At 68.3% G+C, this 11,888-nt stretch carries 12 protein-coding genes; 2 read left to right on the top strand and 10 right to left on the bottom strand.

Annotation, left to right across the window (positions count from 1 at the left end; genetic code table 11):
- Nucleotides 1–108: 108 nt before the first annotated feature.
- The 9 genes from A5758_RS23380 to A5758_RS23340 all read right to left on the bottom strand — a co-directional run bounded on the left by A5758_RS23380 (nt 109) and on the right by A5758_RS23340 (nt 9,628).
- Entirely contained in the window at nt 109–1,005 is an 897-nt protein-coding gene (locus A5758_RS23380) for an acyl-CoA thioesterase II (protein ID WP_067745038.1), read from the bottom strand.
- 18 nt (nt 1,006–1,023) lie between these two features.
- A complete protein-coding gene (pyk, locus tag A5758_RS23375) occupies nt 1,024–2,442 on the bottom strand; it encodes a pyruvate kinase (protein ID WP_067209610.1) in 1,419 nt (472 codons plus the stop codon).
- 66 nt (nt 2,443–2,508) lie between these two features.
- Entirely contained in the window at nt 2,509–2,940 is a 432-nt protein-coding gene (locus A5758_RS23370) for a DUF2752 domain-containing protein (protein WP_067745035.1), read from the bottom strand.
- Between the two features lie 28 nt (nt 2,941–2,968).
- Nucleotides 2,969–4,330, bottom strand: a complete 1,362-nt coding sequence (locus A5758_RS23365; protein WP_067745032.1) for a prolipoprotein diacylglyceryl transferase — start codon at nt 4,328–4,330, stop codon at nt 2,969–2,971.
- Nucleotides 4,330–5,142, bottom strand: a complete 813-nt coding sequence (trpA, locus tag A5758_RS23360; protein WP_067745029.1) for a tryptophan synthase subunit alpha — start codon at nt 5,140–5,142, stop codon at nt 4,330–4,332. Before trpA ends, A5758_RS23365 begins: the two co-directional genes overlap by 1 nt.
- A complete protein-coding gene (gene trpB, locus A5758_RS23355; RefSeq protein ID WP_067745026.1) occupies nt 5,139–6,401 on the bottom strand; it encodes a tryptophan synthase subunit beta in 1,263 nt (420 codons plus the stop codon). Before trpB ends, trpA begins: the two co-directional genes overlap by 4 nt.
- Nucleotides 6,402–6,475: 74 nt before the next feature.
- Complete coding sequence (gene trpC / locus A5758_RS23350) at nt 6,476–7,294, bottom strand: indole-3-glycerol phosphate synthase TrpC (protein WP_066953187.1); 819 nt, start codon at nt 7,292–7,294, stop codon at nt 6,476–6,478.
- Between the two features lie 113 nt (nt 7,295–7,407).
- Nucleotides 7,408–8,097, bottom strand: coding sequence for a TIGR02234 family membrane protein (locus A5758_RS23345; RefSeq protein WP_067745023.1), 690 nt, complete (start codon nt 8,095–8,097; stop codon nt 7,408–7,410).
- Nucleotides 8,090–9,628: an anthranilate synthase component I gene (locus A5758_RS23340; RefSeq protein WP_067745020.1), complete on the bottom strand. Its 1,539-nt coding sequence runs from the start codon at nt 9,626–9,628 to the stop codon at nt 8,090–8,092. The genes A5758_RS23345 and A5758_RS23340 overlap by 8 nt, the downstream gene beginning before the upstream one ends.
- Before the next feature lie 53 nt (nt 9,629–9,681).
- Here A5758_RS23340 and A5758_RS23335 point away from each other — a divergent pair, with 53 nt between their 5' ends.
- Nucleotides 9,682–10,152 carry a peroxiredoxin gene (locus tag A5758_RS23335; RefSeq protein ID WP_067209633.1) on the top strand — a complete coding sequence of 157 codons (471 nt, stop codon included), beginning with the start codon at nt 9,682–9,684 and terminating at the stop codon, nt 10,150–10,152.
- Here the strand turns inward: A5758_RS23335 and A5758_RS23330 are convergent.
- Entirely contained in the window at nt 10,142–11,236 is a 1,095-nt protein-coding gene (locus tag A5758_RS23330) for a calcium:proton antiporter (RefSeq protein ID WP_067209636.1), read from the bottom strand. The two genes, A5758_RS23335 and A5758_RS23330, sit on opposite strands and share 11 nt — an antisense overlap.
- 273 nt (nt 11,237–11,509) lie before the next feature.
- Between A5758_RS23330 and A5758_RS23325 the strand changes: the two genes are divergently transcribed.
- Nucleotides 11,510–11,866: a WhiB family transcriptional regulator gene (locus A5758_RS23325; protein ID WP_082939818.1), complete on the top strand. Its 357-nt coding sequence runs from the start codon at nt 11,510–11,512 to the stop codon at nt 11,864–11,866.
- Nucleotides 11,867–11,888: the final 22 nt, after the last annotated feature.

The raw sequence follows: 11,888 nt of genomic DNA, 5'->3' as shown, positions 1-11,888 counted from the left end.
GGCTGTTTGCCGCCTCTGCACCGAATACCCGGCAGCTAAAAACCTACGCTCGATACCGGCCCCGACGGGCCGATTTCGCCGCGATGTCCTGCGGGTACTCCACCCTGTCTATCGGCGGGCGGGCGGAAAGTATTTCAGCACCCCTTCTTGGACCACCGTCGCGAGGAGCTGCCCGGAGCGATCGAAGAAGTGGCCGGTGCCGAGCCCGCGCGAATCCGCGGCCACCGGCGACGACGTCGAATACAAGACCCAGTCGTCGAAGTCGACCCGCCGGTGAAACCACACGGAATGGTTGGCGGAGGCGGCGAAGATGCGGTCGAAACCCCACGACAGTCCGTGGGTGGTGATCACCGAGTCCAGCACCGTGGTGTCCGAGGAGTACACCATGGTCGCGGTGTGCAGCACCGGGTCGTCGGGCATGGTGCCGCCGGCCTTCATCCACACCCGGTTGTGCGGCAACCGGTCGCCCTTCTCGCGCATCACCCAGGCTGGGTCGTTGGTGTAGCGCCACTCGATCGGCTGCAGCGCGTTGACGAAGTGCGGGACGGTCTCCTCGTAGCCGCGAAGCAGCTCGCTGATCGGCGGCTGCGTTTCGGGCTCGCCCACCTGCGGCGGGTCGACGGCGTGTTCGAGGCCGCGGCCGCCGGACATGTAGGAGATCATCGCCGAGGACAACAGGACGCCGTCCTGCACCGCGTCCACGCGCCGGTTGGCGAAGCGCCGCTCGTCACGCAGCCGGGTGACGTGGAATTCGATGTCCTTGGCGGTGTCACCGCCGTTGATGAAGTGCACCGACAGCGCGCTGGGCGGCAGGTCGCCCCGGATCAGCGTGCGGCTGCTCGCCACGAACGACTGGGCCATGAGCTGGCCGCCGAATGTCCGCATCGGGTTCTTGCTGGGATGAGACCCGATGAAACGGTCGTCGTCGACCCGATTGAGGTCGAGGGTCGCAAGCAGTTCCTTGAAGTCGGAATCGGTGCTGATCGCGGCCTCTCCTTGGCTCATTCGCTTATTGCCCGGCGCTTAGACGTCGTCCTCACCGATCCGGTGCACGTGGATGAGGTTGGTCGACCCTACTGTGCCAGGTGGCGCGCCGGCCACGATCACCACCAGGTCACCGCGCTTGTAGCGACCGAGTTCCAGCAGCGACTTGTCGACCTGCCGGATCATGCCGTCGGTGGAGGTCATCATCGGGACGATGAACGTCTCGGTGCCCCACGTCATGGCGAGCTGGCTGCGGACCTCGGGCCACGCGGTGAAGGCCAGCAGCGGCAGCGGGGTGTGCAGGCGCGCCAGCCGCTTGACGGTGTCGCCGGACTGGGTGAAGGCGACCAGCGCCTTGGCGTCCAGGCGCTCGCCGATGTCGCGGGCGGCGTAGGAGATCACCCCGCGCTTGGTGCGCGGCACGTGCGTCAGCGGTGGGGCGGCGGTGGAATTGTCCTCGACGGCGCAGATGATCCGCGACATGGTCCGCACGGCCGCCAGCGGGTACTTTCCGACCGACGTCTCGCCGGACAGCATCACCGCGTCGGCGCCATCGAGCACGGCGTTGGCGACGTCGGAAGCCTCGGCGCGCGTCGGCCGGGAGTTCTCGATCATGGAGTCGAGCATCTGGGTCGCCACGATGACGGGTTTGGCGTTCTCCCGGGCCATCTGGATGGCCCGCTTCTGCACCAGTGGCACCTCTTCCAGCGGCAGCTCGACGCCGAGGTCGCCGCGGGCCACCATGATCGCATCGAAGGCCAGCACGATCGCTTCCAGATTGTCCACGGCTTCCGGCTTTTCCAGCTTGGCGATCACCGGCACCCGCCGCCCGACCCGGTCCATCACCTCGTGCACCAGCTCGACGTCGGACGGCGAGCGCACGAAGGACAGCGCGACGAGGTCGACACCGAGGTCCAGCGCGAACGTGAGGTCCTCGATGTCCTTCTCCGACAAGGCCGGAGCGGTCACATTCATCCCCGGCAGCGACATGCCCTTGTTGTTGCTGACCGGACCGCCTTCGGTCACGGTGCAGATCACGTCGTCGCCCTCGATGCCTGAAACGACCAGTCCGATGTTGCCGTCGTCGATCAGCACCCGGTCGCCGACCGTCGCGTCCGCGGCCAGCCTCTTGTAGGTGGTCGACACGCGGTCGTGGCTGCCCTCGCAGTCGGCGACGGTGATGCACACGGTTTCGCCGTCGGCCCAGTAGGTGGCCCCGGTGGCGAATCGGCCCAGCCTGATCTTCGGGCCCTGCAGGTCGGCGAGGACACCGACCGCGCGGCCGGTGGTGTCAGAAGCGGCCCGTACCCGCTCATAGGCGGCCTTGTGGTCGGAGTAGTCGCCGTGACTGAAGTTCAACCGGGCGACGTCCATTCCCGCCTCGACCAGCGCCAGGATCAGCTCGTCCGAATTTGTCGCAGGGCCAAGGGTGCAGACGATCTTCCCGCGTCTACTCACGCCGACCCAGCATAGTCGCGTGGGTCCGCCACGGTCCGACCGAACGGGGTGTCGCGCTGTGCGTGGTTAACCACTATTGATCGCCGGAAACAGGGGGAAGCCGGGCAGGTTACGCAGCACCGTCCAGGCGATGATGGCCACCACCATCGTCAGCCACGCCGGCGTCGAGAGCGCCGGTCTGCCACGGCCGCGGCGAATCAGCAGCCAGCCCGCCAGCATCGGGATGCCGACCAACAGGAAAACATTGTCATTGACGGCGGCGAACAGGTCACCGTGCAGCAGATCGTGCGTCATCCGCAGGCCACCGCAGAACGGACAATTCCAGCCGGTGAGCAATCTGAAGGGGCACTGGGGATACAACGAATTGGTGTTGTGCGGGTCGACCAGGCCGACGTAGCCGAGCGCACCGCCGAGCACGACGGCGGTGCCGGCTGCGACGTACCGGCGCGGGCGGTGACACTGCTCCGCCACGGGCCCGGCGGAATTGGGTTGCGTCACATGTTCAGCATGCCAGACGGCGCGGCCACTAGGGGTTCGACGACCGATTCCTTCGCAGCCGCCACCGGCTGCGTGGTGTCTCGTACGGCTCGGCGGCCGAAGCCGGTTCGGCCGAGTCCTGTGACGGCTTTGCCTCGGGTTCGTCCGCCTCGGCTTTGGGCTTTTCGGGTTCTTCGGCTTCGGCCTCTTCGGGCTCTTCCGTTTCGGCTTCGGGCTCTTCGGCTTCGGCCTCTTCGGCGTCGGCTTCGGGCTCTTCGGCTGCGGGCTCTTCGGCTTCCGCTGTTTCCGCTTCGGCTTCGGCCTCTTCCGCCTCGGCCTCCTCGGCCGTGGCTTCGTCGGGCTCCGCCGCCTCCGCGCTGACCGGCTCGGCCTCCGCGGTTTCCGGCTCGTCGGCTTCGTCGGCGTTATCCGTTTCGGCTGCGTCGGCGGATTCGGTGCCGGCCGCGCCCGCCGCGGTCGATGCCCCAGCGGCGGCGACGGTCGCGAGCTCTTCCGCCGGCTCCGCTTCCGCGGATTCCTCGGCCTCGTTGCCGCGCAGGCTTTCGGGGGCCTCGCGTCCCTTCGGCGCCACCATGAGGTACACCACGGCCCCGATGAACACGAAAGTCGATGTGAACGAATTGATCCGGATGCCCGCGATGTGAGTGGCGGTGTCGTCGCGCAGCAACTCGACACCGAAGCGCCCGACGCAGTAGCTGGCCACGTACAAGGCAAAGAGTCGCCCGTGGCCCAACGCGAATCGTCGGTCCGCGTAGATCAATACGGCGAAAACCAGGACGTTCCAGATCAATTCGTACAGGAACGTCGGCTGCACGACGAGTGCCACCTGGCCCGTCGACACACCGTCCAGCGAATGGGGGTCGATGTATCCCGACGGGTCACGGCGGTAGAAGATCTGCAGACCCCACGGCAGGGTGGTCTCCCGGCCGTAGAGCTCCTGGTTGAAATAGTTGCCGAGCCGGCCGATGGCCTGCGCCAAGATGATTCCCGGCGCAATCGCGTCGGCGAATGCCGGCAGCGGAATCCCGTGACGCCGGCAGGCGATCCACGCACCGACGCCGCCCAGGGCTACCGCGCCCCAGATGCCCAGGCCGCCGTCCCAAATGCGTACGGCCCCGGCCAACCCGGCGCCGCCCGGCCCCCAATAGGTCCGCCAGTCGGTGGCCAGGTGATAAAGCCGGCCGCCCACCAACCCGAACGGCACCACCCACAACGCGATGTCATAGATCACCCCGCGCTGCCCGCCGCGGGCTTCCCAGCGGCGGTCACCGATCAGCAGCGCCGCCACGATGCCAGTGATGATGAACAGCGCGTAGGCGCGAATGGGCAGCGGCCCGAGGTGCCAAACACCCTGTGGCGGGCTGGGAAAATACGTCGGCAACATCGTCATCAGGCGGATGCCTTCTGCCGAACGCCTGCCGCCAACTCCTCGGTCAGCGCCCGCAGCGCGGGCAACCCGCCCTCACCGAGCGCCGATACCAGCGCGGAGCCGACGATGACGCCGTCGGCGTAGCTGCCGATCTGCGCCGCCTGCTCTCGCGACCGCACCCCCAGGCCGACACCGACGGGTATGTCCGACACCGCCTTCACCCGTTGCACCAGTTCGGGCGCGGCGTTCGACACCGCGTCACGCGCCCCGGTGACCCCCATCGTGGAAGCAGCGTAGACGAACCCGCGCGACGCCTCGACCGTCATCGCCAGCCGTTGCGGCGTCGACGAGGGCGCCACCAGAAAAATGCGATCCAACCGATGCTCCTCAGCTGCGGCCAGCCACTGGCCGGCTTCGTCGGGGATGAGATCTGGAGTGATCATGCCCTGCCCACCGGCCGACGCGAGATCCCGCGCGAACGCGTCGACCCCATACCGCAGCACCGGATTCCAATAGGTCATCACCACCGCGCGGCCGCCGGCCGCACTGATCGCCTCGACCGCGGCCAGGGTGTCCCGCACCCGCACCCCCCCGTGCAGCGCGACCTCGGTGGCCCGGGCGATGGTCGGCCCGTCCATGCCGGGATCCGAATACGGCACACCGACTTCGATGATGTCGCAGCCGGATTCGACCAGGGCAAGCATTCCGTCGACCGAACCCGCCACGTCGGGGTAACCGGTGGGCAGATAACCGATCAGCGCCGCTCGATTGTCTTTGCGGCACATGTCGAAAACCGGCCCTAGCCGGCTGGCTTGCTTTTGTTCCACGGTCATCGCTCGCTGGGCCCCATCAAGCCGAACCATTTCGCGGCCGTCTCGACGTCCTTGTCACCCCGGCCCGACAGGTTCACCACGATGATGGCGCCCTGCCCCAATTCGAGGCCGAGCTTGACCGCACCGGCGATCGCGTGCGCAGATTCGATGGCCGGAATGATTCCCTCGGTGCGGCACAGCAGCGCGAACGCATCCATCGCCTCGGAGTCGGTGATCGGCCGGTATTCGGCACGCCCGATCTCCTTGAGATATGCGTGTTCGGGGCCCACCCCCGGATAATCGAGACCCGCTGAGATCGAATGGGATTCGATGGTCTGCCCGTCCTCGTCCTGCAGCAGGTAGGAGAACGACCCCTGGAAAGCCCCCGGCGAACCGCCGGCGAATGTTGCTGCGTGCCTTCCCGTTTCGACGCCGTCGCCAGCCGCCTCGAAGCCGACCAGGCGTACCCCCGGGTCGTCGATGAACGGGTGGAAGATCCCGATCGCATTGGATCCGCCCCCGACACAGGCCACCACCGCGTCAGGCAACCGGCCGGCCTGGGCCTGGATCTGCACGCGCGCCTCCAACCCGATGATTCGCTGAAAATCGCGCACCATCGCCGGAAAGGGATGCGGCCCCGCCGCGGTGCCGAAGCAGTAGTAGGTGGTGTCGGCGTTGGTCACCCAGTCCCGAAACGCCTCGTTGATGGCATCTTTGAGCGTTTTCGAGCCGCTCTGGACCGACACGACCTCCGCGCCCAGCAACCGCATCCGCGCCACGTTGAGCGCCTGGCGGGCGGTGTCCACGGCTCCCATGTAGATGACGCATTCCAGGCCGAGCAGCGCGCACGCGGTGGCCGTGGCGACGCCGTGCTGGCCGGCGCCGGTCTCGGCGATGACCCGGTTCTTGCCCATTCTCTTGGCCAGCAGGGCCTGACCGAGGACGTTGTTGATCTTGTGAGAACCGGTGTGGTTCAGGTCTTCTCGCTTGAGGAAGATGCGCGCCGAGCCGGCATGTTCGGACAGCCGGGCGGCCTCGTACAGCGGTGACGGCCGGCCGGCGTAGTTGACCTGCAGGTCGTCCAGGGTGTCCAGGAAATCGGGGTTGATGCGTTCCTTCTCGTAAGCGGCGGTGACCTCTTCGATCACCGCCATCAACGCCTCCGCGACGTAGCGTCCGCCGTAGACACCGAAATGACCACCGGCGTCGGGTTCGTGACGGGTGGGTTCGGCGACGGCTGCACTCGGAAGGGGAAGGTCCGGGCGGGACAGGTTGACCATCACCAAGGCTCTACGCGGGGACGGCTCATCGGGTTCAACGTTTCAGCGCCGGGGCTCTTCAACTGACTTAACGACTAGCGGGACGGTTTCGGGCAGGACGGGTGGGTACCCGCGGTGACCAGGTCGGCGACCGCGGCGCGCGGGTCACCGCTTTTGACCAGACCCTCGCCGACCAAGACGGCGTCCGCGCCGGCGCCGGCATAGGCCAACAGGTCCCCGGTGCCACGGACGCCGGACTCGGCGATCCTGATCACGTTACTGGGCAGCCCGGGCGCGATCCGCGCGAAGCAGTCCCGGTCGACCTCCAGCGTGGCGAGATCGCGCGCGTTGACACCGATTACGTTGGCCCCGGCCTTCAGCGCGCGGTCGGCCTCCTCCTCGGTGTGCACCTCGACAAGGGCTGTCATGCCCAGTGATTCCGTGCGGTCGAGCATCGACACCAGGGCCGACTGGTCCAGCGCGGCCACGATGAGCAGCAGCATGTCGGCGCCGTGGGCGCGGGCCTCGTGGATCTGATATGGCTGCACGACAAAGTCTTTGCGCAACACCGGTATCGAGACCGCGGCCCGAACGGCGTCGAGGTCGTCGAGGGAGCCGTGGAAACGGCGCTCCTCGGTCAGAACGCTGATGATCCGGGCTCCGCCGTCCTCGTAGGCCCGGGCCAGTTTCGCCGGATCGGCAATGGTCGCCAGGGATCCCGCCGACGGACTGGCGCGCTTCACTTCGGCGATGACGCCGATGCCGGGCTCGCGCAGGGCGGCCATCACGTCACGCGGCGGCGCGGCGGCGGCAGCGGCGGCCTTGATTTCGGACAGGCTGATGAGGGCTTCGCGCGCGGCAACGTCGGCCCGGACTCCCTCGAGGATGGAGTCAAGCACGGTAGCCGGACTCATGCCTGTTGCTTCCCTTCGCGCCGTTACCCATCGCCACCCGACGGCCTACCTGACGAACTCCGGTCGATCGCGACGACGTGAATGAAGGGTAGCGGCCCTCGGCTGGCGGCCCGTCACCGACCCTCGGTGTCCGAGCCGTGCGGCCGATCGGTCGGGTCACGCGTTGGGTCACAGCCCTCGTCAAGCGCGTCCCAGATCATCCGCTCCGACATTTCCGGCGTCTCCGGCTTCTCCAGCATCGCGCCATCGGTGCCCTCGCGTAGCGCATTTGAGCGGCGCGTCGCCGGCGCCGCATACTTTTCCGCGCTCAACTGGGCCGACCCGGAATCTCCGGCCGATCGCAGCAACAGGACGGCCGCGATCAGGGTGCACGCCGCCGCGGCCACCGCGATGCCCGCTCCCCAATACCGTCGCTCGCTGCCCACCAGCGACATCAGGGCGACGTGCGCCAGATCGGCCCCGCGCACGGCGACGTCCGGCAGCACCCACAGGCTGACCCCGAGATATCCGACCGCCAGGCTGGCCACCGCCAGCAGCCCCGCCAGCACGCGCAACGGCCAGCCGCGCACCGCGATCGCCGCCACGGCCGTCGCCAGCATGAGCACCGCCATCGGCAACAACGCCGTCGACCACGACGCGCCGGACAGCGTCACCTCGCGCGGCGGACCCAGCCCGTCGAACGACCGGATCACCACCCACGGCAGCCGGGACGCCGCCCACAGCGCCGCCGCGGAAAGCACCAGCAACACCTGGGCCACCCCGACGATCAGCCGGGCCCGCCGACTCGGCCTGGCCTCAGTCATGGCGGCCGGTATCCGGGGCGGTCAGCGTCTCGGCGGCGGCGATCGCGTTGAGCACCGCGCGCGCCTTGTTGGCGGCCTCGGTGTACTCGTAGGGCCCGTTCGAGTCGGCCACCACACCCCCGCCGGCCTGCACATACGCGGTGCCGTCGCGCATCAGCGCGGTGCGGATGGCGATCGCGAAGTCGGCGTTGCCGGCGAAGTCGAGGTAGCCGACGACGCCGCCGTAGAGGCCGCGACGCGTCTTCTCCACCTCCTCGATCAGCTCCATCGCCCGCACCTTCGGTGCGCCAGACAGCGTGCCGGCCGGGAAGCAGGCCGTCACCGCATCCAGGGCGGTCCGGCCCTCGGCGAGCATCCCGGTCACCGTCGACACCAGGTGCATGACGTGGCTGTAGCGCTCGATGTGGCTGTAATCCTCGACGCGCACGGTGCCCGGCGAGCAGACCCGGCCGAGATCGTTGCGGCCCAGGTCCACCAGCATCAGGTGCTCGGCGCGCTCCTTCTCGTCGGCCAGCAGTTCCTTCTCCAGCAGCTGATCCTCTTCCTCGGTCTGCCCGCGCCACCGCGTGCCGGCGATCGGGTGCGTCGTCGCCCAGCCCTCGGTGACGGTGACCAGCGCCTCCGGACTGGAACCGACGACCGAAAAGTCCGTCCCGCCACTGCCATTCGGCACATGCAGCAGGTACATGTACGGGCTCGGGTTGGTGACCCGCAACATCCGGTACACGTCGATCGGGTCGACGGCGGTATCCATCTCGAAGCGCTGGGAGGGGACGACCTGGAACGCCTCGCCTGCGGCGATCTGTTCGACGAGGTAGTCGACGATCTTCCCGTACTCCTCGACGGTGCGCTGCGAGCGGTACCGCGGCTCGGGCCGGTCGAACGTGGCGACCGTCGACGGCAGCGGCTGGCCGAGCGCCGAGGTCATCACGTCGAGGCGCGCGAGCGCGTCGTCGTAGGCCTCGTCGACCCGCTCGTCGGTGCCGTTCCAGTTCACCGCGTTGGCGATCAGCGTGATGGTGCCCTCGTGGTGGTCGACCGCCGCCACGTCGGTGGCCAGCAGCAGCAACATGTCCGGCAACTGCAGGTCGTCGACGGCCAGCTCGGGTAGGCGTTCCAGGCGCCGCACCATGTCGTAGGCGAACAACCCGACCATGCCGCCGGACAGCGGCGGCAGTCCGGGCAGGGTGCCGGTGGCCAGCAGCTCGAGGGTGGCCCGCAGCGCGCGCAGCGGGTCGCCGCCGGTGGGCGCGTCCTGCGGCACGGCGCCCAGCCAGACCGCTTCCCCGTCGCGGACGGTCAGCGCCGACGGCGCGCCGGCGCCGATGAACGACCACCGCGACCAGGATCGGCCGTGCTCGGCGGATTCCAGCAGGAACGTGCCCGGGCGATTGGCGGCCAGCTTGCGGTAGGCCGACAGCGGCGTCTCGCTGTCGGCCAGCACCTTGCGGGTCACGGGAACCACGCGGTGCTCGGCTGCGAGCTGGCGGAAGTCCTCTCGGGAGGTCGTCGCGGCGAGGTGGGCGTGCACCGAACCATCCTCGCAGATGGGCTGATCAGGCCATCGGGCGTAGCCTGACGCCCATGAATACTGGTGACACCGTCGAGGACTTCGAACTTCCCGATCAGACGGGGACGCCGCGCAAGCTCAGCGAGTTGCTCTCCGGCGGCCCGGTGGTGCTGTTCTTCTACCCCGCCGCGATGACGCCCGGCTGCACCAAGGAGGCCTGTCATTTCCGCGACCTGGCCGCGGAATTCGCCGCCGTGGGCGCCAATCGGGTCGGCATCAGCGCCGATCCCGTGCAGAAGCAGGCCAAGTTCGCCGACATGCAGAAGTTCGACTACCCGCTGCTGTCGGACACCGAGGGCACCGTCGCCGCGCAGTTCGGCGTCAAGCGTGGCCTGCTCGGCAAGCTGCTGCCGGTCAAGCGCACCACCTTCGTCATCGACACCGATCGCACGGTGCTGAACGTGATTTCCAGCGAGTTCAGCATGGACACCCACGCCGACAAGGCATTGGAGACACTGCGCAGCCGGTCAGCGCCTAGGGGCTGATCGCCAGGAACACGTAGGCGGCGAGCAGTACCAGATGCAGCTCCCCCTGCAGCCGGGTGGCGCGCCCGGGAACGACCGTCAGCATGCTGATCACGACCGTCAGCGCTAGCAGCACCAGTTGAATGGGGCCCAGGCCGAGCACCAACGGTCCCTTGAGCCAGATGGACGCCAGGGCGATCACCGGGATGGTGAGCCCGATGCTGGCCATCGCCGAGCCATACGCCAGGTTGAGGCTGGTCTGGATGCGGCCCTGGCGCGCGGTGCGCGCGGCCGCCAGGGTCTCCGGCAACAGCACCAGCGCGGCGATCACCACGCCGACGAATGACTGCGGGAAGCCCACCGCTGTCACCGCGCTCTCGACGGCCGGTGACTCCTCCTCGGCCAGTCCCACCACCGCGACGAGGGCGACCAGCAGCAGCCCCAGACTGCCCAGCGCCGCGCCGCGGCTCGGCGGCTCGGCGTGGCTTTCATCCTCGAACAGCCGCTTCTTCTGGCCCTTCTGCGCGACCGGCAGGAAGAAGTCGCGGTGGCGCACCGTCTGCGTGAAGACGAAGACCAGATACACCAGCAAAGACGCGACCGCCGCGAACGTCAGTTGGCCCGGGGAGAACTCCCTGCCCACTTGGCTGGTGGTGAACGCGGGCAGCACCAGGCTCAGCGTCGCCAGCGTGGTAACCGTGGCCAGCGCGGCGCCACTGCCCTCGGCGTTGAACAACGTCACGCCGTAGCGCCGCGAGCCGAGCAGCAGCGATAGCCCCGCGATGCCGTTGGTGGTGATCATCGCCGCGGCGAACACGGTGTCCCTGGCCAGGGTCGCGGCCTCGTTGCCCCCGGACGCCATGAGCGAGACGATGAGCGCCACCTCGATCACGGTCACCGCGGCCGCGAGCACCAGCGAGCCGAACGGCTCACCGACCCGGGCCGCGACCACCTCCGCGTGGTGCACCGCGGCCAGCACGGCTCCGATGAGCAACGCCGCCGCCAGCGCGACCAATGCCGGGCCCAGCTTCTCGCCCCAGATCACGGCCAGCACGCCGACGGCAAGCAGCGGTACGACCGCGGTCCACGACACCCGTCTCAACATCGACCGCCATTCTCATCCACGGCTCGCGATCGGGCGACTTCGGACCTCGGTCCTGATTTTTCGGCCCGTGCGGCGGTGATGCCGCGACGCCTTTGAGTCGAAAGTCCTCGGAGGTATGCGACCAAAGCCCCTACGGTTGCCCGACGGCGTTTCATAAGGTCCCAACACGCCTCGGGTTTACACGGGCTCGGCCGGAGGGAAGTCACGACAAGTCACGACAACCATATATCCGAACGCTGAACTCTCAGCGCGGCCGGAGCAAAGGGGGAAGCGGTGTTAGCTACCCGAACCACCGCAGAAAGCGGCGCCAACGGTCCGATTCGAAATCATCTCCGCAGTGTGAAGATTGAGGACCGCGACGCCTGGGTTTCCAAAGCACTCTGTCGCACCGGCGACCCAGATGAGTTGTTCGTTCGCGGCGCCGCCCAGAGAAGGGCCGCGACGATCTGCCGGCACTGCCCGGTGGTCCTGGAGTGCGGCGCCGACGCGCTGGAAAACCGGGTCGAGTGGGGAGTCTGGGGCGGCATGACGGAACGTCAGCGGCGCGCCCTGCTCAGGCAGCACTCCGACGTGGTGTCCTGGGTGGACTTCCTGGCCGCCGCCCGGCGGCAGCGTCGCACCGCGATTTAGTGCCGGGGCGCCCGCTCGGGCC

The sequence above is a fragment of the Mycobacterium sp. 852014-50255_SCH5639931 genome, from assembly GCF_001665605.1.
Classification (GTDB): Bacteria; Actinomycetota; Actinomycetes; order Mycobacteriales; family Mycobacteriaceae; genus Mycobacterium; species Mycobacterium paraffinicum.
This window is presented reverse-complemented; position numbering and strand designations above follow the sequence as displayed.

Coding starts and splice junctions, on each gene's coding strand:
- A5758_RS23365 (WP_067745032.1), bottom strand. CDS start 4,330: ATGACGATGTTGCCGACGTATTTTCCCAGCCCGCCACAGGGTGTTTGG.
- A5758_RS23335 (WP_067209633.1), top strand. CDS start 9,682: ATGAATACTGGTGACACCGTCGAGGACTTCGAACTTCCCGATCAGACG.
- trpB (WP_067745026.1), bottom strand. CDS start 6,401: ATGGTCAACCTGTCCCGCCCGGACCTTCCCCTTCCGAGTGCAGCCGTC.
- A5758_RS23380 (WP_067745038.1), bottom strand. CDS start 1,005: ATGAGCCAAGGAGAGGCCGCGATCAGCACCGATTCCGACTTCAAGGAA.
- A5758_RS23345 (WP_067745023.1), bottom strand. CDS start 8,097: ATGACTGAGGCCAGGCCGAGTCGGCGGGCCCGGCTGATCGTCGGGGTG.
- trpC (WP_066953187.1), bottom strand. CDS start 7,294: ATGAGTCCGGCTACCGTGCTTGACTCCATCCTCGAGGGAGTCCGGGCC.
- trpA (WP_067745029.1), bottom strand. CDS start 5,142: ATGACCGTGGAACAAAAGCAAGCCAGCCGGCTAGGGCCGGTTTTCGAC.
- A5758_RS23330 (WP_067209636.1), bottom strand. CDS start 11,236: ATGTTGAGACGGGTGTCGTGGACCGCGGTCGTACCGCTGCTTGCCGTC.